Here is a 22749-nt window from a genome sequence, read left to right as displayed (position 1 = left end):
CGGCGGGGACTGCCTGCTCCGATCCCGACGTCCGACGGTCAGGGGTTGACGACCGTGCCCACGGTGTTGGTGGTGGGGTCGGTGAACCACACCTTCCGGTCCGGGCCGGCGGTCAAACCGGCCACGTCCGAGTCGGCCGAGGGCAGGGCGTACTCGGTCACCTTGCCGTCCTTCGTGATCTTGGCCAACTTGGTGACCGGGTTCTCGCCCGTCACCTCGCTGAACCACACGGCGCTGTCCGGGCCGGACGCGACCTGGTTCACGAACACGTCGGCCGAGGGCAGGGCGTACTCGGTGATCTGCCCGGCTGGCGTGATCTTGGCGAGCTTCGTGCCGGCGTCGAGGAAGGACTCCGCGAACCAGACGTTGCCGTCGGCGCCGGGGGCGAGGCCGGCCGCGTCCGCTCCGGCGGGCAGGGCGTACTCGGTGATCTGCCCCGCCGGGGTGATCTTCGCGATCCTGCCGGTGGATTCCTCCGTGCCGACCGACTCGGTGAACCAGACGTTGCCGTCGGGGCCGAGGGCGATGTCGCCGACGAAGGTGGACGCCGAGGGCAGGGCGTACTCGGTGACCCTGCCGTCCTTCGTGATCTTCCCGATCCTGTGGTCGCCGGACTCGCCGATCGACTCGATGAACCACACGTTGCGGTCGCGCCCCGTCACCAGGTCGATCGGGGTGGTGTCCGCGGTGGGCAGGGTGTACTCGGTGATCTGCCCCGTCGGGGTGATGGTCCCGATCTTGCCCGTGCTGGTCTCGCCGATCGACTGGGTGAACCAGACCTTGCCGTCCGGACCCGCGGTGATGCTCGTCGGGATGGCGTCCGCCGCCGGCAGCGGATACTCGGTGACCCGCCCGTCCGGGGTCACCTTCGCGATCCTGCCCGGACTCGTGCCCGCCTCGGTGAGCCACAGGTTGCCGTCCGGGCCCGTGGTGATGTCGCCGGGAGCGGCGTCCGGGGTGGGCAGCGGGAACTGCTTGACGGCGTCGGGCGGGGCACCGGTGGCCGTCGTCGTGGTGACCAGCGCGGCCACCACGGCGATCAACCCGGCACCGCCGACGACTTTGCCAAGGCGATGTGCCATGACGTGTTCTCCTTCCGATTCCGCGGAGGGGAATGCGGATCCTCGCCGCGGATGAACGTCCTGAGTGGAGTGTCTGTTCGGGGAGCCCGCCGGTCGGTTGTCGCGGAGGTCGACGCCGCCGAGATGCCGGATCCCCTGTCGATCCGGCCGCGGCCGACCTGGCCGCGCGACCTGTGCCTCTCCTCCTCGACTCGGATTCGGGCTCGTCCCAATGACACCGCCCGTCGCGCACAGATCGTGCCCAGCGCCACTGGGCGGAAATCGGGCGTCCTCGCCGGAACGCTCGCCGGAGCGCCAACGGTGCTCCGGTAGTCACCCAGCGATGGAGAGGACCAGACCATGTCCGACGAGCGTCACTCCGTTTCCCGCAGGACGTTCCTCACCGCGGCTGCCATCGGCGGGACAGCCGCGGCAGTAGGCGGCCTGAACGGGGTCGCGGCCCAGGCCGACCCCTCCGCCGAATTGCCGCCCGCCTACGAGGGCGACCTGGTGGCGGTCCGCGGCGACCGGCTGATCATGGTCACGCCGATGGAGGGGGAACTGGTCATTCCGGTTTCCCACCGCACGTCCACGTGGTTCGGCGGCCAGTCGTCGCTCGACGCGCTGCGGCCCGGCCAGGACATCACCATCGGACTCGACGAAACCGGTTTCGGCGACCGGCTGTGGGCGGACATCACCAGGATCAAGGGTGTGATCACGTCGGTGTCCGGCAACGACTTCGAGGTGGACCCCGGCAACGGCGGGCACCCGCGGGTACTGCACCTGCCGGACACGGCACGCGCGGCTCTGCGCGGTGACTACACCCGGTGGGAGAACGGGTACCTGGTCGACATCATCGGCCTGCGGCGCGACGACAGCGCGGTGGCCGTGCAGGCCGCCGCACCCCAGCCGGGCTACCACGTCGACGAGATGCCGGAGTTCGGCGCCGCGGCCGGCTACCCCGACCTGTCCGACGCGGCAGCCAGGCAGTTCGACGGGAAGATCACCTGGTTCGACGACGCGGAATGCAAGTGCAAGTCCCGGTGCCGGGGCCACAACGCACACGCGTCGTGGTCCCGGGTGGACAAATGCGACTTCATGCCCGCCCGCTGCCGGCGGATCCCGGTCTTGTCGTGCGGTCGGAAGATCACCGTGCACAACAAGTGCAACAAGAAGTCGCTCAGCGTCGAGGTGATCGACTGCGGGCCCGACAACAAGAGGTTCTGCGACAGCTGCACGAAGTGCGGCAGGAGCCCCAAGGGGCGGATCGCCGATCTGACCAAACCGACCTACGTCCGCATCGGCGGCAGCCTGAACGCGGGCTGCTTCACCGGCTGGGCCAAGGTGTGACCCCGGTGAACGCGCTGACGGAGTTCGCCGAAGCGCAACCGCCGCTGCTCGCGCTGCTGCTCGTGGTGGCCGGCGCCGCGAAGCTGCTCCCGGTGGTGCGGGGGTCGGGTATCGCCCCGACCGGGGTACTCGCCCTGGTTCCGCGGCGCTACCGCGGCGCGGCATCGACGACGCTGGCCTGCGCGGAGGTGACCCTGGGGATCGCCCTGCTGTGCATCCCGGCATTGTCCGTGCGGCTGGCGGTCGCCGCTTCGTTCGCTGCCGCGGTCCTCGTCGTGGGCTTTCTGTGGCGGCGCAAGCCGGAAGCGGGTTGCGGGTGCTTCGGCGACCTCAGCGGCGAGCGCGTCGGTGCCAGGACACTGGTCCGCACGTGCGTAGTCGCCGTGCTCGCCGGCATCGCCCTCGGCGGACGGGCTCCGGTGTCCGCAACGCTGACCGACCTCACCGCCGTGCATGTCACCACGATGGTGATCGAGGTGGGCGTGATCGCCGCACTGTCGCCGGAACTCGCCCTGTGGTGGGTGAGGCTGCGTGGTCGCTCGGTGCCCTGCGCGTACCGTCGGGTTCCTTCCGCGCACGCGCTGGGCAAGCTGCGTGCACACGCGGAATGGCACCGGTACGCGGAGCTGCTGACCGCCGCCGAACCGTTCGACGAGTGGCGTGACCTGTGCTGGCAGATGTTCGCCTTTCCCGGCTGTCGGGACGGCCTGGACGTCGACGTCGTGTTCGCGGTGCACCTGGACGGTCGCGGGCCGGAGGTCCGGGTGGCCGTCGTGACCGCCGCCGACACCGGGGAATCGGTCGTTGCCGGAGTGTGACGGTACGAAGTGGAGCCCGCCGGCAGTACAGCGGCGGGCTCCACTTCATACCTGGGAGCTAGCGGTTCACCGCGACGTGGATGTGGTCGCGGTGGCAGTCGGTGGTACCGGAGCAGCTGTACGGGCGGCCGGAAGCACGCCAGTTCGTCCGCGAGGAGTAGATCTTGCCGTTCCAGATGACGTGGTGCAGCTGGAACCGGCGGTGGTTGGCGACCAGCCAGTCCTTCAGCCGGTTGCCCCGCTTGAGCGCGTCACCCCCGGCAGGCTTGCCGATCTTGCCGTAGACCAGGTCGCAGGCCCGCCCTTCCGGGTGGTACGGGAGCCGGTCCGGGCCCTTGCAGCGGCCCCGCTTGTCCCAGAGGTACTTCCCCTTCTTGGCCGAGTCGTACATCGACTTGTAGAGCCTGCACATCTTCTTCGTGACCCCGGATGGGCAGCCGACCGCGGCGAGGGCGACGTCGTCGGTCGCCTCGTCGGCCATGCCGTCGGTGACGCCCGATTCGCCGGACGACTCGGCGACCAGGTCGACGCTCCACTCGCCGGGAGCCTGGTCCGCACGGGCGTTGCCGCCGAAGGACGTCAGGCCGAGCGCGACCACGACGGACAAGAGGAAGACGATCGGTCTGGACAGGTGGTTGGTCATCGGGCGGACTCCTTTTCCCGGTGGCGACGGGGAACCGTGAACGGTTCCCCGTCGACCGTCAGCGGACTAGCGGCACTTGTTCTTGCTCTTCGCCTTGGTGCCGGGCTTGTGGAACTTGCCGTCGAAGTAGGGCTTGATGCCCTTCTCCTTGCCGCCGGTCACCTTGGTGACGCTGTAGTGCATGTGCGGATTTCCCTTGGCCTGCCCCGTGTCGCCGACGTAGCCGAGCAGGTCGCCCTGCTTGACCTTCTGGCCGTTCTTGACCTTGGGCTTGCTCGTCATGTGGAAGTAGTAGGTCCGGTAGCCGTCGCCGTTGTTCAGGGAGACGCCCCAGCCCTGTCGCGAGCCGTACTTCGCGCTGATCACCTTGCCGCCGGCGGCGGCAAGGATGGGCTGGCCCTTGGTCTTGCCGCCGTCGCGCCAGAAGTCCCGCGCGGACTCCTTGGACGGCCAGTGGCCGTTGTAGGTCGTGCCAAGCCAGACCTGGCCGCACTTGAACGGCAGTTGGAACTTCGGCGCCTTGGCCAAGGTCACCTCGTCCAGTTCGGTGTCCTCAAGGCCCTCGGTCGCCTCGAAGTCGTCGACCAGTGCCGCCGTCGCGTCGAGGTCGGCGAACTCGTCGACCGGAGTGGCGTTGCCGACGCCGCCGACCAACACCGTCGCCATCGTGACCCCGACCATCAATCCCAGGATCCTGGGGCGGAAAGCCCGGTTGTCCATCGTATTCCCCCTCTGTTCAGTCCACTTTCGACTCGTCGTGGATGTTGTCGTGCACCCTTGGCCTCGGACGGAACGACCGGCGTTCGGCCGTCGCCTTGGTCTGAGCAAATGGTTTCGCGCACCACGCCCACTTTTCGCGCAGGAGACGCATAGAACCGGCACGGGCCGGATAGCCGTGCTGAGTAGAGTCGGGAGGGCGTGGAGGCGCGGCGGATTCGGGACGGATGCCGTCGAGCGTCAGGCGCGGACGTCAACCTGCCGGGCGGCCTGGTCGAAGTATCCGTCGCGATGACATGTCGGGTGTCGACCCTCGCTCGACAGCCGTAGCAGCGGATCCGGTGGCGATCAGCGGCATCTTCGGTCGAACGGGTGGGCGGGGAGCTTCCGGCATGGTGTAGGCCGTGTGGTGGCGAGGGTGCGGGCTTCGTGCGGCTCGGGCTGTCGGTCGTGCGGGACAGGGCAGGTGGCCGCGAGCGCGCCCTGGCGAAGTGGGGCTCGGTGCGCTGTCGTCGCCGGCTGAGAGCGATGCTCGGGTCAGTTCCCGGCGGGCAGTGCTTTGTCCGGGTCGTCGAGGGGGAGGGTGATCGACAGGCCGGACGTCGAGATCGCGGTCAGGGTCGATGCCTTGACCGTGAGTTCGCCGAACGGGTTGGACGCGGACAGGTAGCAGACCCAGATCAGCGAGTGGTCTTCGTCCAGTCGGGCGAAGAAGCCCTCGGAGCCGTGCGCGCCTTCGCCCGCGCACGCGTAGCCGTCGGGAACGCGGATCTCCCCGGTGATGTCGATCGACGTCAGCCGCTCGGGGTCTTCGGCGAGCAGGTCGCCCAGGTCGAACGATTCGACCAGGCGCAGTCCGCGCTCGTCGACTTCGACGGCGTAGGAACGACCGTCGGCGAAGTAGAGACCGTCCTCGATGGGCAGGCGGGCGGAGGACCAGAGGGCGGTGATGTCGCTCATCTGCGTCTCCTGCGCCGTCCTCCGCCACAGCCCGGAGGCAGGGCGGTCGGTCGTTCGTTCGGGCCGGTGTCGGGAACCGGCTCGCCGTTGAGCCTGGTGAGCGGGTCGCGGAAGCGTTCCTGGAACTTCTCGGCCCAGGTCTTGCCGGTGGTCGACTCGGGGTGCGGTGCGGTGGGGTCGACTCGCTGGACACCGACCGGCACGCCCGCCTCCCGTGCGGCGTCGAGGCGGCGGTCATCGTAGCTGACGAGCTGCCCGTCGATCTCCATGACGTGCACCGGTGAACGGTTCCGGTCCCACTGGCCGTTGCGCATCGCGTAGTCGTTCCGGGTGACGCTGCGCTGGGAGAAGTTGATGTCGCCGGGGTCGAGGAACTCGATGTCGCGGGACTCGGTGAGGCCGAGCGCGTCGCTCCACGCGGTGCCCCAGCGGGTCGTGCCGGTAGGACCAGTTGGTGCCGTCCGGTGTGGTGACCGCGACGAGGCGGTCGTCGGCGTCCCGCCGGTAGTGCCGGGTATCGGGTTTGCGGACAGCCGCTTGCGCTGCCGCGGCACGACGCGGCCCTGCGCGTCGTGTTCGTAGCGCGCGTCGCCCGAAGTGCGTACCAGGGTGCCCGCGTGGGCAGTGTCGGATGCGGTGACATCGCCTGCCGCGTCGTAGGCGTACCGCTCACGCCATCCGGGTCCGTCGACACCGGTGACCCGTCCCAGGGGGTCGACGCGGTAGTTCCGCGACGGGCCGGCCGAGTCGTGGATCGCGACGAGGCTGTCGTCGGCCTGGTAGTGGTACCGGCGGTGCGCCACCTGCCGGCCGCCGGTGAGCAGCGCCTGCCCGACCAGCCGGTGGTTGGCATCCCACGACTGGCCGGGCACCAGGTCGCCGGTCGAGCGGCTTGGCCCGGATTGGTGAACCCGCACACCGACCTGTTCTTCGGCGTGAGCCGCCTCGACGTACGTCCGCCGACCTCGGTCACGTGATTCGTGTCGGGAGATGAACGAGAAGGGGCAGCGCGAGGGGTGTTTCGTTCCGCCCCAGTGGACATTTCGACGTGGACGCGGCGTCCGAACCGCTTGACCGGCAGCAGGTTCGCCTCGGCCTGGCGGTAGGCGGTGGCATGGCCGAGTCTCGGGAACCTGCCATTGTGTCCGCACTGTCCTGGGGTGGGGGAGCGGCGGTCGGGGTGGATGATCGGCTGATGTCGCCCTGCGGCCATTCCGACGACGAAGGCACCCCGGAGTGATCACCATGCGAGTCGGGTTCGACGAGGTCGACATCCAGGACGACCTGCGCGTCACGCACCAGGGCGTGCCGTTCACCGGTGAGGTCGTCGAGCACGCGCCCGACGGGCGGATCGTCGCGTTGACGACGTACTTCGACGGGATGGAGGACGGCCCCTACGCGGAGTGGTACCCGACTGGCGAGCCCAAGGCCGCGGGCACCGTTCGCTACGGCACCGCGGTCGGCGTGCACGAGTCCTGGCACCGCGACGGTGGTCTCGCGGGCCGCGACGAGTTCGACGACGCCGGAAGATTGCTGCGCCGGCTGCGCTGGGCCGCGGACGGCACCGTGATCGACGATCGCGACAAGACGTGACTCCCGACGAGCAGTTCGGCAGGGTCGCTATCGCGTGGCCGGCCAGTAGCGGATCTCGTCGTCGGTCGGGATGAGGTAGCCGACGCCGCGGTGCCCGGGTGGGCCATCGGTGACGTCGGTGGCGTAAGCCTCGCCGGACGCCTCCAATCCGATCAGTCCGAGCGAGTAGCCGACGTCGGCGAATACCTGCCTGCCGATGTCGGCGAGCCAGTTGTCGATCGGCTGCCGCCAGGCCAAGTGCGTGAAGGTGCCGTCGTCTTCGAACGGGAAACCGCCCACTCGTGGATCAGCGCTTCCCAACGCGCCCAGCGGCAGGTGGAACGCCAGCCAGTCGATCCCGCTTTCCTCGCGGATCGCGACCAGGCCGCACACCACCGGCGTGCCAGCGGGCAGTGTGGCGATTCCGCGCAAGTGCCGATACCGCCGCAAGGAGTCGAGCGTGCAGCCTACGGGGACCTGCTCGTGCGGCTCGCGGTCTCGGCTTCCGTACCAGTTCGGAACCGCGGCGGCCTTCCCCAGCGCTGTCAACGCGCGCCCCAATCGCGCGTCGCCGCCGGGTCCGAGTTCCAGGGCCAGCTCGTAGAAGCCGCCATCCCAGTTGCCTGCCGCGGTGAACGCCGCTGAACCAGTCACGGTGCGATCGTGCACCACCCGGCCCGGTTCCAGCCAACGGGATCCGGATGTCCGATGTGGCAACCGATTCCGGGAAGTTTCGGGGGCCGGTCGACTGCGGTGCCGCCCGACCGGGGTCAACGTGATTGCTGTCGGTAGGCGTGCGGGCTCACGCCGAACCAACGCCGTACCGCGCGGTGGAAAGCGCTGTAGTCGTTGAAGCCAAGCAGGAACGCCACGTCACCGAGCGCACGGTCGGGCTCGGCCAGGTATCGGGCGGCTGACCGGCGGCGGATGTCGTCGAGCAAAGCCTGGAACGAGGTGCCTTCGTCCTTCAAGCGGCGGTACAAGGTCTGGCGGCTCATGCCGAGGGCGCGGGCGGTTCGGTCGATGCCGGCCGGTCCGTGGGGGAGCTGGAGCAGGATGCTCTCCTCGACCCGTCGACGGTACGGCCTGGTGGCGTCGGCACGCTCCAGCAACGCGTTGGCGTGCTCGGTCAGGACACGGTTGATGTAGGGCTGCGCTTGCGGTGAGGGCAGGTCCAGTACCGCCGACGGAAACGTCACGCTGTCGTCCGTCTGGCCAAAGCGCACGGCATCGCCGAAAACCGCCCGGTATTCGGCGGCGTACGCAGGCGATGGGTGGCGGAACCGTGCGATCACCGGGTCGAGGGCGTCGCCGGCCAGTTGCCGGAGCGTCATGACGGTCTCGGCCAACGCCCTCTCGGCGCCCTGCACGGTTGCCGTGGTGGGATCGGTCCTGACGTAGAACAATTCCGCGGTGGGATCTCGCCGTCGCAGCGTGAGGACGATCCCCGTCCCGAGCAGGTTGGCGTACCGGATCACCTGGTGGAAGCCGTCGCCGACAGTGGGGCTGTGCGCGGCCAGGTGACCGACGATCCCGACGTCGCCGCCGTTTCCCCGGCATCGCGCGGCCAGGTGCAGCGCGATGGCGGGGTCGCCGGTGAGTCTTGGCGACTCCCGTTCCAACCGGGCCTGATGACCCAACGGCAGTTGCTCGTCCGGGTCGGCCAGCCTTTCGAGGCCGAACCCGAGCGTGCGCTCGATCGCCGCCGGGTCGGCGCCGGCGGCGGACAGCGATGCGACCGTGTTGCCGATCAGCGCCGCGCAGATCGTCGCAGGGGGTGTCACCGTCGCCGTCCGGTTCCGGTACCAGATGCCAGAATGCTGTAACCGCAGCACATGTTACCGGCCGCGGCCGGCTCCTAGTTTCGGATCATGAGAACGAGAAGGCCCTTCGCCCGCCTTGTCCTTGGCCTGCTGATCATGGTGCCCGGCGGCATGCTCACCGAGCAGGTGTTCGCCCGGGTCCGCTACCCGGGTGCCGGGTTCGGCGGCGTGCCGCTCAGCTTCGACCTCCAGCGCAAGTACGAAGCCCTTGACACGGTGGAACGCAACGGGTTCCTCGGTCAGTTCGTCCTCGTCCAGGCCCTTGACGTCACCATCATCGTCGGCACGCTGCTGGTGTTCACCGCGTTGACGCTGCTCGCCGCCGGTCGTCGGGACGCGGGAGCCCGGGTACGTCGACTGGGTCGGCTCACCACGGTCGCCTTCGTCCTGGCGCCTGCGATGGACGCGTTGGAGAACGCCTCCATGCTCGCGCTGATCGCCTTCCGGGACCGGAATCCGGACTGGCTCAACTTCCTGCAATCGTGCTGCACGCTTGGGAAGACGGTGTTCTTCATCGCGGGCTGGTGTGGCCTCGCCGTCCTGCTCGCCGCCTGGGCGGTCGATGCGGTGCGCGGTGGTAGGACCTCGAAGCGTCACGTCACGAATCGATCGTGAAGACCGGGTTGGCCGACGTCCGGCGAAGGGGGATGCGTGGCACATGGACGAGGTTCCGGCCGCTCCCGCTCGGCGGGCGCCGCCGGCGTCCGGTGGTGAGGGTGGTCGTCGGAGGACCTCAGCCGAAGGCCCACCTCTGGTGCTGGTGGTAGTGGCACTCCCACTGGAGGAGCCAGGCCCCGGCGTCGAGGCCGGCGCCTTCGATCTCCAGGCACCGCCCGCTGTGCCGGGCCCGGTAGGCGTAGGAGCCGTCACCCAGGGGGATCTGCTGCCACTGCTGGTGGGTGCCCCCGTGGCAGTCCCACTGGAGGACGGCGGCACCGGCGTGCAGGTAACCGTGGTCGACCTCGAGGCACTTGTCGCTGTGCTCGACCCTCAGTTGGACGTAGCCGGTTTTCATGTCGACCGCCCGCCACAGCTGGTGTTGCCCGCCGTGGCAGTGCCACTGCAGGACTCGCCTCCCCGAGTCGAGGCTGCCGTGGTCGACCTCCATGCACTTGCCGCTGTGCCGGGAGACGATCCTGCTCGCGTAGGCCGGTGTCGCCTCGGACACCGCGGGGGTGAAGCCGAGCACCAACACCGTTGCGGCCAGGGCGGTCGCGAGACGGCGCACTGTCTTGACCATGTTGCGGCCATCCTCCTTGATCGGCGGAACGTGGCGACGTTTGTCCGGGCGGCGGCTTGTCGGCGGAAGGGTGGGTTTCCACGTGAATCGCGCACATGGAATCCGGTTCCGTGGCGCGGTGTCGAACGGGTGTGGTTCACCATCGGTTTACGACTCGATGAACGCGAGCGTCGTGCCCGGCGCGGCGTCGGTACCAGTCCGGATTCGGTCCGGGAATTTTCCGCTAAATCTGCCGGGTGGCGCGGAATCTCTTTCTGTCGAATGTGGAATCGGGGCCTGCGGCGTCCGCCGGCACGTCACCCGACGAACCAGAGCTGGTGGGCGGCGCGTCCGCATTCCGCCTGGACGACCCAGGCGCCCGGAATGACGTCGGCATCCTTGACCGACATGCACCTGCCGCTGTGCAGCGCGAGCAACTGGGAGTAGCCACCCGGCAGAACCGTCCGACGCCACGACTGGTGCGAGTACCCGCCGCACTGCCGCAGGGCCGTTCGGGCGCCGTCCTGAAGCGCGGCTCCGTCGACCTCGGCGCACGTCCCGTTGCGCCTGGACACGATCGCGACCACTCCGGGGCTTCGCTCGACCACACTCCACTGCTGGTCGCCGCCTCCGGTGCAGGGCCGCTGCGAGATCCACGGTGACGGCCGCGTGTCGGCGGGTTCCGCGGTGAGGCATTGGCCGCTGTGCAGCACGACGATCTCGCCGGGCGCCGCCGGCCTGCCCGGGGCGAGGTTCCACTGCTGGTGGTGGTACCCGCTGTCGCATCGCCACTGGACGGCCCGGGTGCCCGGGGCCTGGCCGGCGCCGTCGACGGTGAGGCACTTGCCGCTGTGCTCGGCGACGTACCGCACGAAGCCCGCCGTGAGCGTGACCTTGCGCCAACGCTGGTGGGTGCCGCCGTCACAGGGCGCCGGGTTCACCGGGACACCGTCGGCGAGACCCGCGTGGTCGACCTCCAGGCACTGCCCGTTCAGGGCGGACACGAGAACGACCGACCCGCTTGCCTGTGCGGCCTCCGACCACAGCTGGTTCGACGTGCCCGCGCAGGGCCCCTGCGCGGCCCACAGCACCGGAGGTGGGGAGCCGGGGACGATCCCGAGGCACTGGCCGCTGTGCCGGGCGACGAGCGTGGCGGGTGCCGCCGGCACCGCGGACGCCGTCGGTGCGGGCGTGAACCCGACTGCGAACGCGGACGCGAGCAGCGCCGTACCGAGCCGGCGCGCAGTCCTGATCATGCCGTGACCCCGCTCTCCGTGGGCACCGGACGTCCGGGACAATCGTTTCGATGCCGGAAGACAGTCTGCCCGCCGCGCCGACGTGCTGCCCAGGGTCGTGCCGTTGAATTCCGGACGGTATTTTCGGCGGCATGCCGAGAGCTGCTCGCATGCATTCGGGAGGCACTGTCGGCATGGAATTGTGTCGCATTGCCATCCATTTATGCGCTGTCGCGCTCCGCGGTGGCCGCGCGACTCGCGGACAACGCGGTTTCAGTCGCCTGGACGGTCGCCGTCGAGTGTTCCCAGGCGCGCTTCGACGCGTTCGACGTCCGCGAAGCGGTGCTGGGCAAGGAAAAGGCCGCGGGCTCGTGCCCACGCGGCATGTGCCGCGGCGTGGTCGCCGATCTCCACGAGCACCTCGGCGAACATCTCGGCGGCCTTCGCCTCCCGGCGTACGTTGCCCACGTCGCGGAGCAGGTCGCACGCCTCCTGGTAGAGGGCGCGCGCGTCGTCGAGGCGGCCGGTCGCGTGGGCGACGTAGCCGAGTGCGCTGGTGGAGATGGCCTGACTGTCCCGGTCGCCTCGGGACCGGAACACCGCTACGGCGGTCCGGCACGCGTCGAGTGCGATCCCGTGGTCGCCCAGGCGTGCCGCCAACCAGCCGAGCTGACTGAGTGACTGCGCTTCGAACACCTCGTTGCCCTGCCTGCTCAGCAGTTCGTGCGAACGTTTCGCGTGCCGCATCGCCCCGGCGAGGTCGCCGCTCCACTCGACCAGGATCGACAGGGAGTTCTCGGCGATGGCCTCGACCATCTCGTCCCCGACCCGTCGCGCGAGGGCGAGCGCGCGGTGCAGGTGGTCCAGCCCGTCGTCCAGCCGGCCGAGCTGGCCCTGGGCGTAGCCCAACGCCAGCAGGGCGTCGGCCAGCAGGTCGTCACGGCCGAGGGCATGGGAAGCCGGCACCGCGAGCCGCCACGCGTCGACCACGTCCTGGAGAAAGCCCGCCCGGTCGTAGAGGGGCGTAAGGTGCCGTGCCAGCTGCCACACCCGGCCGTGCAGCCCGAGGTCCGCCGCCGCCCGAACGGTCGCGGCCAAGCACGCGCGCTCGTCGTGGAACCAAGCCATCGCGGAGTCCGGATCCTCGGGCTCCCAGGTGTGCGGGCCCGGTGTGACGGGGCCGAGCGGACTGGCCCGGCGGAACGGCCACACCCGTGCGGTGGCCGCCGCCGCGGTGTGCGTGTGCAGGTCCACCACGCGGCGCACGGCGTCGTCCCGCTCGCGTGGCTGGAGGTCCTGCTCGGCGGCGTGCAGGCGGACCAGGTCGTCCATGCGGTAGCGGCCTGCCCGGTGCTCCTGCGTCAGCGAGACCCGTTCCAATGCGCGCAGCACTACCATGGCCCGGGAAAGCGGCAGGTCGGCGAGACAAGCCGCGGCCACGACGCTGCAGTCGGGTCCGGGCGTGGTGCCGAGCAGGGCGAACATCCGGGCCTGCTCTTCGTCCAGCGCCCCGGTCGACCACGACAGGACCGTCCGCACGCCCACCACCGGGTCGTCGTCCAGCTCGCTGAGCCTGGTCGTCACGTCGTGCAGCTGGGCGGCGAAAGCGGCCAGCGGGAACGTCGGGTGCTCCTGGGCCCGGCCGGCCACGATGCCCAGCGCGAGCGGCAGGCCCCCGCAGTGCCCGACCAGGTCGTCGACGGCGGCGGGTTCGGCGGCGACGCGTGCGGCCCCGACCCGCTCGGCCAGCAGCACGCGGGCGTCGGCGGCCGGCAACGCCTCCAGTCGCACCGGGATCGCCCCGTGCGCGGCGACCAGCGCGGGCAGGCGGTGTCGGCTGGTGACGAGCGTGACGCACCCGCTGCCGGGCAGCAGCGGCGTCACCTGGTCGGCGTCGGCGGCGTTGTCGAGCACGACGAGGACCCGGCGGCCGGTGGTGAGGCTGCGGAACAACGCGGCCCGCGCGTCGGGATCGGCCGGTACGGCGTCGCGTTCTACCCCTAACGCTTCGAGGAAGCCGAGCAGTGCGGTCGTCGGCGGCACCGGGCTGCCCGAGGGGTCGAACCCACGCAGGTTCACGGACAGCAGGCCGTCGGGGAAGCGCTCGGCGTGCCGGTGCGCCCAGCGCAACGCGAGTGTGGTCTTGCCGATGCCGCCGCTGCCGGAGACCACCGCCGTTCCCGGGCGCTCGGCCAGGCCGTCCAACGCGGCGGACTCGTCCACGCGGCCGGTGAACCAGCGCGGCGCGGCGGGCAGTTGCCGGGGTACCGGGTGCGACGCGGCGGATGCCCGGTCTTCGGCGAGCACCCGCCGGTGGATCTCCCGCAGTTCCGGGTTCGGGTCGACGCCCAACTCGTCGGCGAGCCGCTGTCGCAACGCCTCGTAGTGCGCCAACGCTTCGGCGTACAGCCCGCTTCCCGCCAACGCGAGCAGCGCCAGTCGGGCCACCCGCTCGTCCAGCGGGTGTTCGGCGGCCAACGCGGTCACGGGCGTCACCGCCTGCACGTGCTGGCCCAGCCGCAACCCGACCTCGTGCCCGTCCAGGCGTGCCGCGAACACCTCGCTCTCCACCGCCTCGCGCACCGACGTGGCCCACGGCGAGTCGATACCGGTCAGCGGTGTGCCGACCACGAGGTCCAACGCCGACCCGAGCGAGGCCGCGCGGTCCCGGTCGTCACCGCCGCGCGCCACCAGTTCCCGGAACCGGTGCAGGTCCACCGCCCGCGGGTCGACGTCGAGCACGTACCCGCCGGACCGCTTGCCCAGTCCGGCACCCGGCACGTCCACGAGTGCCTGCCGGAGCCGTGACACGTAGCTGTAGACCGCGTCCCGGGGTCGCTTCGGCAACCGCTCGCCCCACACCCGGTCGGCCAGCACGTCGACGTCCACCACCCGGTTCGCGTCCACCAACAACGCCGCGAGCACGCATCGCACCCGCGCGTGCCGGATCGGGGAGAACCCGTCCGCCGTCGACGTCCGGACCTCGCCGAGCAACCGGAACCGCACCGCCCCCATGGGTCGAGTATCCATCACGCCGTGACAGGTCTGTGCCAGGTGTGGCCGGCAATGTCGCCCTGGCAACGGAAAACGCACCTCATGAGGGGGACTGGTGAAGTTCGGACGAGTCGCGGCGGTGTTCGCCGCAGTCGTGCTGGGCATGCTGGGCGTGATGGCCCCGCAGGCGTCGGCGGCCGATGCCTGGCACTGGCAGAGCCAATGGGACAGCGGCTACCTCGACTACAACCCCACCAACGGGGTCCACACCCGCCCGTGGAACGGCGGGCCCTACCAGCTGTGGGAGTACAAGCGCTACAGCGACGGGACCTACCGGTTCATGAACGTGGCCACCAAGTTGTGCCTGGACAACAGCGAGTACGGCGTTCGTGCCTTCGGCTGCAACGACGGTGCCTGGCAGCGCTGGGACATGAACGACTGGGGCAACGGCAACTGGGAGCTGGTGAGCATGTGGGACCACCGCTGCCTGGACAACAGCACCTACGGCATCCGCACGGTCGGCTGCAACGGCTTGAGCTACCAGCTGTGGAAGTGACTCCGCCGCACCGCGGCGAGGTCCGGTAGCGCGACGCAACCCGCCGATTCCCTACTCCCCGGGGAATCGGCGGGTCCGTGACCGGCCACTGTGGACATCTGTCCGGAATCGGCCACGTCGGTCGGATCGGTGGTCGTCGAGCGGATGCGTGCCGACGGCGGTGGTCGAGCCTTCGGGGCGGAGGCGGTTGCCGAACCACGCATGGTCGAGGGTGGGGTCATGCGTCGCCGGCGAGGCTGTCGGCCGGGTTTTGCCTCGCGGCCGGGTGTCAGTCGTCCCAGCGCAGCGACCAGCGGCGGCGGCGTTCGCGGTCGCGGGTGATCCAATTATCGCGTTCCGCGGCCACCGCCTCCAGCACTGGGAGGGCGGTTTCCATTCCGGAGGTCTGGTAGGCCAACTCCTCCAGGTCCGACTCCTCGGGACCGTGGTCTTTGAAGTGCTCGGTCACCACCGTCACCCGCTCGCCGTTGACCAGGGTCAGGTGGAACTCGCGCCGGCGCAGGCGTTCGACCGGCCCGGACGCCGTCGACGTGCGCACCCCTTTCTCCGCGACGCCCGCCGACGCCAGGGAGTGGTAGCTGAACAGGTCCCGGTTCTCGTTGTGGACCTCGCCGGTCAACGCGTTCAGGTGCGCCTGCGCGGTGCGGACACCGCCGTCGGTGAGGAGGAAGATCCGTACCCGGTAGGCCTCGTAACGCGGTGGACCGTGTCGGACCCATCCGCGTCGGGCGAAGGGCGCCGCCTCCGTCATGACCACGTGCTGGACCAGGTCCCGTGCCGTCAAGCTGGCACGCCGCATCGCGTCCGCCTTCAGGTAGGCCTTGTCCAGCGCCGACCACCGCGCCATCTCCGCGTCCGTCGGCCGGTCCGCGAGGACCTCCGACCACCGCGCGTGCTCCTGCCACTCTTCCGCGAGCAGTACCTCCGCGTCGGCCCGCGTCTCGGCGTTCGCCCGTCTCGGCGCCAGGACACGCGGGACCCGGACCGCGACCGGCCACCCGCACACGCCGATCAACGCGAGCGCCGCGTACTCGCCCTCCACCACCAGCGCGTAGCCACCGGCCACGACCACCAGGAAGCCCAGCGCACGCAGGACCGCGTGTCGGTGCGGGAGTCGCACCCGCTCCTCGCTGGCCACCGCGCGTCGCGCGTGCCACGTCGCCAACCACCGCAGCGCCGACGGTTTCACCGCGCGACCCCGGTACTGCCGGACGAACCGCGCCGCCAACCGCGCCCTGACACGGTCGAATCCCTCTCCCGCGACCTCGCGGAACCTCCCGTCGACCAGCTTGGCCATCTTCGCCTCGTACGCGTCGTGGACCCGCTCGGCCAAGTCGACGTCGACCAGGGCGAGCTTGATCCGGTGCGCCTCGACGCGCACGCCATGCCACACCAGCAGGTACCCGCCGACGAGCACGAGCGGCAGGCCGAGTCGGAACGGGTCGTCGACCAGCCGGACCAGGCCGAGCAGCACTCCGACACAGCCCAGCAGGGACAGCGTCCAGTCCCACGCCCTCGTGGTCGGCGCCACGGGCGCGTCCTGACGGGGAGGCTCGGGGTCCGCCTCGAAGAACTTCCAGGCGCGCTCGACCCGGTCGGGCGTAACCCTGGCCGCCGCGATCATCCGGTCGCGGTCGGCGTCGAGCCGACCTTGCGTCGCGCTGTCCAGCATCATGCCCAGGTACAGGGACAGTTCCGCCCGGCGTTCGGCCGGCAACCGCTCGAACCCGGAATCGGCCGGCTCGTCCGCGCCGCCCTCGACCTGTCGCCGTGCGTCGCGTACCAGGTTCCACACTACGTCCAGCGCGTCACTCCACCGGTCGCGTGGCCGCGTCCCGCACATCTGCCGCACCATCACGAGTTCGCCCGCCAACCGCGAGTCGACATCCGCGTAGGACCGGTCGGAGAGCGCGGACAGGATGTAGTAGTACGCCCGTTCGGTGGTGAGGTGCCCTTCGCGCACCAGGTCGTGCAACAACGGCTCGGCGAGCCGGGGTGCGCCGCCGGCGAGGAAGTTCAGCGCCACCTCGTGCCGACGCTCCGGCGGGTCACCCTCGTTCACGTGGTAGGTGAACTGGTTGTGGAACGCCGTGTCGCCGATCTGGACGCCGATCTGCTGGTCGACGTGCGCGTCGCCGGATGCGACGTTGCGGTTCTCCACGTCGGTCACAGCACCGCCCCGACCGGCTGCGGCACACGACCGAAGCGCCTGATGACCGCGTCGCGGACGATGTCGCGGTGGTCGAAGGCGACCCGCATAGCCTCGGAAAGCAGGTCGGTCACCGGAATCCATCCGGCGGCGCGGGCGTCGCTGCCGCCGGTGGCCTCGGGCGCACCGGGCGAGTAGGAGTGGAACGCCACGGTCGCCACCGGACCGCGCGGGTCGCGTCCCCTCTTCCGGTAGAGACCCAACCGGCGCAGCCTTCGGGTCGGGACCACGATCCCGGTCTCCTCCGCGAGTTCCCGCACGGCCGCCTCCGGGACCCGTTCGCCCGGCTCGACGAAACCGCCCGGCAACGCCAACGCCGCGAGGAACGGCTCCTTCGCCCGTTCGACCGTCAGCACCGACCACACCCCACCTTGCTGCGTGAACAACACCACGTCCGCCGTGAGCCGCTCCGGCCCACCCCTGTCCGCCACGTTTCCCACCCTCGGTCCTTCGGTCGAAGTCGAATCGGCATCGCGACAAAGCTCGGTAGAGCCGGATCGTCAGCCTGGTGCCGAGATGCCCGGCGTAGCTCCCGACGGCCTGCCCTGCCGCCACACGTCCTGCCGACGCCGACGTCGGTCCTCCTCGCGTCCGATCCACGCCGGGCCTTCGGCAGCGACCGACTCGAGGACGTACAGCGCACCCTCGATGCCCGAGCTGCCCAGCGCGAGGCGCGAGAGCTCGAACTCACTCTCGACACCGGTCGCCGACGGACCCCGGAAGTACTCCGCCAGCATCGAGATCGGATGACCGTCCAACAGGGACAGGACGAATCTGCGCCGGTGCAACCGGTGCCGGTCGAACGCGACCGGCACGCCGGCGCGCGCGTCCTCGCCGTCGGCCGCCGTCCGCGCGCCCACCTCTTCTACTCGGGCCGAGGCGAGCGCCTCGTAGCGGAACGACTTGCGCTGCTCGTCGTGCGCGACGCCGTCGAGGAAGTCCAAGCGCACCTCCAGTTCCCGCACTCCTCCCTTGGTCAGCAGGAAGATCAGCACCTGATAGGCCGAGTATCGAGTGGGACCGCCGCGCACCCGCGCCCGATCCGCGCCCGGCGCACCCTCGGTCAACACGACGTGTTCCACCAGGTCTTTCGGTGACAACAGGAAACGGCGCAGCGCGACAGCGCGGAAGTATGCGGCGTCGAGTTCGAGCCACCGCCCCATCTCGACATCCTCCGGCCGGTCCGCCAACACCGCGCGCCACCGCTCGAACTCCTCGTGTTCGGCCCGGTGGAGTCGCAGTGCCTCGTCGCGGGCGATGGCCGCGTCCTTGGGTGCGACCGATCGTGCGACGAACCACGTGCCACCGAGGAAACCAGCGAGGCCGAGCATCGGTGCGGCGATAGCTCCGTCGCCGCACAACAGCACTACGAGGCCGACGGCCACGGTCGCCACGCCGCTTCCGAAGCGGAGTCCAACGGTTCTCGGCACGGCCAGCGCCTGTCGGTACGCGTAGAAGTCGCCTGAGCGCCACCGCTCCGCGACCTGCCGAACGTGCCACCGGATCAGCCAGCGGAACTCGGCCGGTGTGCGCTGCGCGTTGCCGTACAGGTGCACGAACCGCCGCTTCAGCTCCTCGCATACACCGTAGGTCGCCGAGATCCAGTCGCCCACGACGTGTGGTCGTTCGGCCTGGAAAGCTTCCTCGACCAGACGATGCACTTCGACCACGAACGCGGTGGACACCCAGTGTCCGGGTGACATCGGCGGCGCGGGCGCGGCGGGCACACCGTGCTCCCGGTCTGCCCTTTTCATCCTGGCGTTGCACATGCCTCGTTCCAGCGCGGCGCCGAACGCCAAGTACCCGCCGCCGGCGAGGAGTGGCAGCGCGAGCCACGTCGTCCAGTCGTCGGATGCGACCGCCATCGCCACCAGTCCGAGCAGGGCCGCGACGACCGCCACCACCGGTCGCCACCCGCCGGGCACCCTGTCCACGCCCCAGTCCAGCAGCCGGGGTTCGGTGGGGTCGGGCTCGAAGAACTTCCACGCGCGCTGCCCGCGCCCGCCATCCATCCGTGTCTCGACGACCAGCCTGGCGTTGGCCTCGTACAGCGCGTCCTGGAGTGCGCCGCTGACGATCCGGTCGACGTTCAGCATGATCTCCAGCCGGATCTCCCCGTCGAGGGACTTCAGCCGGTCGAGCACCTGCTCGACCGCCGCTGCCTCGACCGGGCGCTCGCCGGGGTGCGCGGACACCACGTCCATCAGTTCCTCGACCACTGCCAGAGCGCCGGTCCACGGGTCGGAAGGGGCTTTCCGCGCCGACTCGCATGCCATCCGGAACTCCCTGTCCACCGAGCTGTCGAGTTCGGTGTACGCCCGGTCGCCAAGCAGCGAGAGGGCATAGTAGAACGCCACCCGGGCGGTGACCGGACCATCGCGCATCACCCGGCGCAATGCCTCCTCGGCCAGCCTGGGCATGCCGGCCTTGACCTGCTTGATCGCTACGTCGATTCGTTCCTGCCGGTCGTCGCCGGACAGCCGGTAGGTCGCGTGCCCTTGGTGGAACACGGTCGTTCCGAAGTTGGCGCCGATCTGCTGACCGACCCACGCCTGGTCGGAAGCCGAGTTGGTGTTGTCGACGTTCACCTGGGCCACCCGTCCAGGACGACGCCGATCTGCTGACCCACCCGCGCGCGACCCTTGGCCACGTTGGTGTTGCGGATGCCGGGCAACTCGGGGCGTCGGCGCGCGGACTCGGCGGCATGGCCCTCGCTGACGTGCAGCGCGGCCGTCAGGGCGAGCGCGTACGCCGCAGCGTTGGCGGCGGCGGTTTCCTGGGAACCTTGGCCGTCGGCCTGCTCCTTGTCCCCGTCCGCGTGGTCGCTGATGCCCCGGACCGTGGCGACCAGGGCACCGCGGTTGGCATGGGCCGCGCTCGCGAAACCGGCGCTCTCCATCTCGACCGCCGCCGCGTCGTTGTAGTTCCGGTCGATCTGAAGGGCCAGCGGCGACGTGCGCGAGTTGAGCACGACCTCACCCGATGCGATCGGTGCGAGGTACGCGCGCGGCGCGAGCGCCCGGCCCTCGTCCGACAACAGGCCGTGCCAGTGCGCGGGCTTGATCCGCCGCGCTACCTGCTCGACCACGTGCGGCACCTCCCACGACTGCGGCCGGGCGCGGAAACCGTCGTCCTGGCTGCGACCGCCGTGTACGGCGTAGGTCTTGGACGCCGCGACGACATCGCCCAGTTCCAAGTGGTCCTTCAACCCGCCCGCGATGCCCACGAACACCGTGAAGGACGGCGAGAACATCGCGAGTGCGCGCTCGGTCAAGGTCCCCGACCTGAGGTTGCCCGTCCCGGTGCACCCCACGGCGATCGAGAATCCCGGGCACGACGGCGATCGGCCCACGTCGAACACCGTCCCGTTCCCGTGGGAACGGGTCTCCACGTCGACCAGGTGCGCGAGCACGGCGTCCCGCTCGCACTCCAGCGCGGTCAGGAACACCTTCATCGATCCGTCGACATCAGTCACGGCCACTACCGCTTCCCTCGGTTCCAAGGACGGTCGACCGGGCGTCGCGGACGCGGCCCGGTCGGGTGCGGTGGAGGCCCCGAACCTCCCGGAGCACGTGTGGTGGGCACGGCTCCCCGGGGATCGTGAACGCCCCGACCTCGTCGAGGGGCGCGACCGGCACACTAGCTTATTGTCAGCCTGACATCAAATCGGAACACGTTGGGGGCGGCCACTTGTCCCGATGGCCGGAAGTCACCTGCCGGGGCGCGCGGCATCGGCGGCAGCGGGCGGGCGTCCGGGGGAGGGCGCCCCTTTCCGGGAATGCCGGAGGCGACATCCCGGGGTCGCGTCGGCCGAGGGGAGTCCGCGGCGGACGCGGACGGCGGCGGGGACGTCCGGAACCAGCCGACCTGTGGGCCGCCGGCGAGGGCGAGGCCACGATGTGCGTGCGTCGCGCACCGACAGTCCGGTACGCGACGCGACCAAGCCGAACGTACCCGTCCTGGCCTCCGGACCTAGCGGTTGGCCAGGGCGTCGGCGAGGCCTGCCAGGAGTCGGTCCGCGTGCGCAGTGGTGGTGTCGTGGCGCAGGACGTCCAGCGACCTGGTGGCCTCGGCTCGGTTTCCACCTGTCAGGTGGAGTTCGTTGATCGCCACGAACAGGTCCCCGTACGCGTCCGGGATCGCGAACAGGTCGGTGATCGTGTCGAACCTGGTGCGCGCTGCCCCGACGCACAGCGTCCGGGCGATCTCCTCGGGAGTGCCGGGTCGGCACAGGACCAGGCCGCGGAACGCGGAAACCGTGCCGTACGACTCGCGCACCGGGGCGACCTGGCTGACGACGCGTCGGACGTCGGCGCCCGCCGCCGGTCGTTCCCGGTCGAGCAGGGCGAGCCCGCCGGTGAGCGGGTCGTCGACCGGGGTGGGGATCGCGTCCGGGTAGAAGGCGGCGTGCCACGCGTCCGGTGCGACGATCACGGGGCCGGTGTCGTCCAGTCGGGGCGATCGGACCACGGACGGGTCGGGCAGGTCGCCGACGATCGCGGCCGTCGGTACGCGGAGGGTTCCGCCGAAGTCGACTTCGTCTCCCAGTACGCGCACCGTGACAGGTGTTCCGTCGGGCACCTTGATCAGCCGCCCGACGGACGTGCGACGGTTGCCGGGACAGGACGGCCACTTCGACGCGGCCGGCCGTCCCGTCGAACCGTTCGACGAGCACATCGCGGCCGTCCGCCTGGGTGGGCAGGACATCGACGGGGTGATCGGCGGCGGCAGCCGGGGCCTGCTGTCCGAAGTGGCCGCCGCCGGCGCGCTGCTCGTGGAAGTCGTCCGGCTGTGCAGCGAGGTCAACCGTGCCCTGGACGAGATCCGGGCGGCCAGAGCCGGTTGCTCCACGCCGGCTACCGGGAGCGGCGTCGCCTCGAACGCGACCTCCACGACGGGGCCCAGCAGCGACTGGTGTCGCTCGGCGTGGCGTTGCGGGTCGCCCAGCGCCACCTGGACGACGGGACCGTCGACGGGCCGCTGGACCAGTCGGTCGCCGAATCCGAATGCCGCCGGGCCTGACCGACGACGGCGCCCGCGCCGCGCGGCACATCCGACGGCGCCACCCCCGGCGGCGCCACCCCCGACTGGGCATCGTCCTGCTCTCCCCGCACACCGAGACCCGGCACTCCGTCGAACTGGTGACCTCCGGCCGATTCGGCTACCTGCTCGAGGACCGCGCGTTCGACGTGGAGGACTTCCTCGACGCGTCGCACCGGGTGGCCGCCGGCGGATCGGCACTCGATCCCGAGATCCTGTCGCGACCGCTGACCAAGCGCCCGCGCGACGATCCGCTGTCCAGGCTCACCACCCGGGAACGGGAAGTGCTCGCACTGATGGCGGAGGGACGAACGAAGGTGGGCACCTCCCGCCGGTTACGCCTCACCGACCGCACCGTGGAGACCCGCATCGGCTCGATCCTGGCCAAGCTCGGCCTGGCCGACTCCGACGAGGACCACCGTCGCGTCCTGGCCGTCCTGCTCTACCTGGACCACCGGTCGTGACGTCCGGGGTCGTCCCGTGGCGTCGTCGATATCGGGGGAATTGTCGGCGGGCGACTCCGACCTGGTGAAACTTACTAAAGTGATGGGG

The 22749-nt window shown here is 70.4% G+C and carries 22 protein-coding genes; 7 read left to right on the top strand and 15 right to left on the bottom strand.

The window, feature by feature from the left end; translation table 11 throughout:
• Positions 1 to 38: 38 nt before the first annotated feature.
• A complete protein-coding gene (locus F4559_RS20350) occupies positions 39 to 1082 on the bottom strand; it encodes a Vgb family protein (RefSeq protein ID WP_184671005.1) in 1044 nt (347 codons plus the stop codon).
• A gap of 339 nt (positions 1083 to 1421) precedes the next feature.
• Between F4559_RS20350 and F4559_RS20345 the strand changes: the two genes are divergently transcribed.
• Together F4559_RS20345 and F4559_RS20340 are read left to right on the top strand one after the other, a co-directional pair.
• Positions 1422 to 2411: a twin-arginine translocation signal domain-containing protein gene (locus F4559_RS20345; protein ID WP_184671003.1), complete on the top strand. Its 990-nt coding sequence runs from the start codon at positions 1422 to 1424 to the stop codon at positions 2409 to 2411.
• A 5-nt stretch (positions 2412 to 2416) separates the two neighbouring features.
• A complete protein-coding gene (locus tag F4559_RS20340) occupies positions 2417 to 3229 on the top strand; it encodes a MauE/DoxX family redox-associated membrane protein (protein WP_184671001.1) in 813 nt (270 codons plus the stop codon).
• A 58-nt stretch (positions 3230 to 3287) separates the two neighbouring features.
• Here F4559_RS20340 and F4559_RS20335 read toward each other — a convergent pair whose 3' ends face one another.
• The 4 genes from F4559_RS20335 to F4559_RS36910 form a co-directional block, all read right to left on the bottom strand.
• The gene (locus F4559_RS20335; protein ID WP_184670999.1) at positions 3288 to 3872 is read right to left on the bottom strand and encodes a VldE C-terminal domain-containing protein; all 585 of its coding nucleotides are present in this window, start codon (positions 3870 to 3872) and stop codon (positions 3288 to 3290) included.
• Between the two features lie 66 nt (positions 3873 to 3938).
• Positions 3939 to 4553, bottom strand: a complete 615-nt coding sequence (locus tag F4559_RS20330) for a M23 family metallopeptidase (protein WP_184670997.1) — start codon at positions 4551 to 4553, stop codon at positions 3939 to 3941.
• Positions 4554 to 5126: 573 nt separating this feature from the next.
• Positions 5127 to 5549, bottom strand: coding sequence for a hypothetical protein (locus F4559_RS20325; RefSeq protein WP_184670995.1), 423 nt, complete (start codon positions 5547 to 5549; stop codon positions 5127 to 5129).
• Complete coding sequence (locus F4559_RS36910; protein ID WP_184670993.1) at positions 5546 to 6466, bottom strand: hypothetical protein; 921 nt, start codon at positions 6464 to 6466, stop codon at positions 5546 to 5548. Before F4559_RS36910 ends, F4559_RS20325 begins: the two co-directional genes overlap by 4 nt.
• Positions 6467 to 6785: 319 nt before the next feature.
• On the opposite strand from F4559_RS36910, the gene F4559_RS20315 reads away from it, so the two are divergent.
• Positions 6786 to 7142 carry a toxin-antitoxin system YwqK family antitoxin gene (locus F4559_RS20315; protein ID WP_184670991.1) on the top strand — a complete coding sequence of 119 codons (357 nt, stop codon included), beginning with the start codon at positions 6786 to 6788 and terminating at the stop codon, positions 7140 to 7142.
• Between the two features lie 27 nt (positions 7143 to 7169).
• Here the strand turns inward: F4559_RS20315 and F4559_RS20310 are convergent, their stop codons facing one another.
• Both F4559_RS20310 and F4559_RS20305 read right to left on the bottom strand, forming a co-directional pair.
• Positions 7170 to 7775 (bottom strand): hypothetical protein, encoded by a 606-nt coding sequence (locus F4559_RS20310; protein WP_184670989.1) that lies wholly within the window; start codon positions 7773 to 7775, stop codon positions 7170 to 7172.
• Positions 7776 to 7891: 116 nt separating this feature from the next.
• A complete protein-coding gene (locus tag F4559_RS20305; RefSeq protein ID WP_184670987.1) occupies positions 7892 to 8956 on the bottom strand; it encodes an AraC family transcriptional regulator in 1065 nt (354 codons plus the stop codon).
• A gap of 36 nt (positions 8957 to 8992) precedes the next feature.
• Between F4559_RS20305 and F4559_RS20300 the strand changes: the two genes are divergently transcribed.
• Complete coding sequence (locus F4559_RS20300; RefSeq protein ID WP_184670985.1) at positions 8993 to 9559, top strand: hypothetical protein; 567 nt, start codon at positions 8993 to 8995, stop codon at positions 9557 to 9559.
• 118 nt (positions 9560 to 9677) lie between these two features.
• Here F4559_RS20300 and F4559_RS20295 read toward each other — a convergent pair whose 3' ends face one another.
• The 3 genes from F4559_RS20295 to F4559_RS20285 all read right to left on the bottom strand — a co-directional run bounded on the left by F4559_RS20295 (position 9678) and on the right by F4559_RS20285 (position 14413).
• Entirely contained in the window at positions 9678 to 10184 is a 507-nt protein-coding gene (locus F4559_RS20295; protein ID WP_184670983.1) for an RICIN domain-containing protein, read from the bottom strand.
• Between the two features lie 296 nt (positions 10185 to 10480).
• A complete protein-coding gene (locus F4559_RS20290; protein WP_184670981.1) occupies positions 10481 to 11419 on the bottom strand; it encodes an RICIN domain-containing protein in 939 nt (312 codons plus the stop codon).
• 252 nt (positions 11420 to 11671) lie between these two features.
• Complete coding sequence (locus F4559_RS20285; protein ID WP_184670979.1) at positions 11672 to 14413, bottom strand: AfsR/SARP family transcriptional regulator; 2742 nt, start codon at positions 14411 to 14413, stop codon at positions 11672 to 11674.
• Positions 14414 to 14507: 94 nt separating this feature from the next.
• Between F4559_RS20285 and F4559_RS20280 the strand changes: the two genes are divergently transcribed.
• Positions 14508 to 14948 (top strand): RICIN domain-containing protein, encoded by a 441-nt coding sequence (locus F4559_RS20280; protein ID WP_312865734.1) that lies wholly within the window; start codon positions 14508 to 14510, stop codon positions 14946 to 14948.
• Positions 14949 to 15216: 268 nt separating this feature from the next.
• Here F4559_RS20280 and F4559_RS20275 read toward each other — a convergent pair whose 3' ends face one another.
• The 5 genes from F4559_RS20275 to F4559_RS35285 form a co-directional block, all read right to left on the bottom strand.
• A complete protein-coding gene (locus F4559_RS20275) occupies positions 15217 to 17118 on the bottom strand; it encodes a hypothetical protein (protein ID WP_184670977.1) in 1902 nt (633 codons plus the stop codon).
• Complete coding sequence (locus tag F4559_RS20270) at positions 17115 to 17588, bottom strand: NUDIX domain-containing protein (protein WP_184670975.1); 474 nt, start codon at positions 17586 to 17588, stop codon at positions 17115 to 17117. The genes F4559_RS20275 and F4559_RS20270 overlap by 4 nt, the downstream gene beginning before the upstream one ends.
• A 69-nt stretch (positions 17589 to 17657) precedes the next feature.
• Complete coding sequence (locus F4559_RS20265; protein ID WP_184670973.1) at positions 17658 to 19745, bottom strand: hypothetical protein; 2088 nt, start codon at positions 19743 to 19745, stop codon at positions 17658 to 17660.
• Positions 19742 to 20632, bottom strand: a complete 891-nt coding sequence (locus F4559_RS20260; RefSeq protein ID WP_312865733.1) for a 5'-methylthioadenosine/S-adenosylhomocysteine nucleosidase family protein — start codon at positions 20630 to 20632, stop codon at positions 19742 to 19744. The genes F4559_RS20265 and F4559_RS20260 overlap by 4 nt, the downstream gene beginning before the upstream one ends.
• Positions 20633 to 21129: 497 nt before the next feature.
• Positions 21130 to 22008 carry a hypothetical protein gene (locus F4559_RS35285; RefSeq protein WP_184670971.1) on the bottom strand — a complete coding sequence of 293 codons (879 nt, stop codon included), beginning with the start codon at positions 22006 to 22008 and terminating at the stop codon, positions 21130 to 21132.
• On the opposite strand from F4559_RS35285, the gene F4559_RS35280 reads away from it, so the two are divergent.
• Both F4559_RS35280 and F4559_RS20245 read left to right on the top strand, forming a co-directional pair.
• A complete protein-coding gene (locus tag F4559_RS35280) occupies positions 22000 to 22179 on the top strand; it encodes a histidine kinase (RefSeq protein ID WP_246445276.1) in 180 nt (59 codons plus the stop codon). The two genes, F4559_RS35285 and F4559_RS35280, sit on opposite strands and share 9 nt — an antisense overlap.
• Complete coding sequence (locus tag F4559_RS20245) at positions 22164 to 22661, top strand: LuxR C-terminal-related transcriptional regulator (RefSeq protein ID WP_184670968.1); 498 nt, start codon at positions 22164 to 22166, stop codon at positions 22659 to 22661. The genes F4559_RS35280 and F4559_RS20245 overlap by 16 nt, the downstream gene beginning before the upstream one ends.
• Positions 22662 to 22749: the final 88 nt, after the last annotated feature.

Origin of the sequence: Saccharothrix violaceirubra (assembly GCF_014203755.1) — a bacterium.
Classification (GTDB): Bacteria; Actinomycetota; Actinomycetes; order Mycobacteriales; family Pseudonocardiaceae; genus Actinosynnema; species Actinosynnema violaceirubrum.
The sequence above is the reverse complement of the archived record's forward strand: the minus strand, read 5'-3'. Positions and strand labels throughout refer to the sequence as shown.

Coding starts and splice junctions, on each gene's coding strand:
- F4559_RS20325 (WP_184670995.1), bottom strand. CDS start 5,549: ATGAGCGACATCACCGCCCTCTGGTCCTCCGCCCGCCTGCCCATCGAG.
- F4559_RS20245 (WP_184670968.1), top strand. CDS start 22,164: ATGCCGCCGGGCCTGACCGACGACGGCGCCCGCGCCGCGCGGCACATC.
- F4559_RS20335 (WP_184670999.1), bottom strand. CDS start 3,872: ATGACCAACCACCTGTCCAGACCGATCGTCTTCCTCTTGTCCGTCGTG.
- F4559_RS20350 (WP_184671005.1), bottom strand. CDS start 1,082: ATGGCACATCGCCTTGGCAAAGTCGTCGGCGGTGCCGGGTTGATCGCC.
- F4559_RS20290 (WP_184670981.1), bottom strand. CDS start 11,419: ATGATCAGGACTGCGCGCCGGCTCGGTACGGCGCTGCTCGCGTCCGCG.
- F4559_RS20330 (WP_184670997.1), bottom strand. CDS start 4,553: ATGGTCGGGGTCACGATGGCGACGGTGTTGGTCGGCGGCGTCGGCAAC.
- F4559_RS20345 (WP_184671003.1), top strand. CDS start 1,422: ATGTCCGACGAGCGTCACTCCGTTTCCCGCAGGACGTTCCTCACCGCG.
- F4559_RS20300 (WP_184670985.1), top strand. CDS start 8,993: ATGAGAACGAGAAGGCCCTTCGCCCGCCTTGTCCTTGGCCTGCTGATC.
- F4559_RS20295 (WP_184670983.1), bottom strand. CDS start 10,184: ATGGTCAAGACAGTGCGCCGTCTCGCGACCGCCCTGGCCGCAACGGTG.
- F4559_RS20285 (WP_184670979.1), bottom strand. CDS start 14,413: ATGGGGGCGGTGCGGTTCCGGTTGCTCGGCGAGGTCCGGACGTCGACG.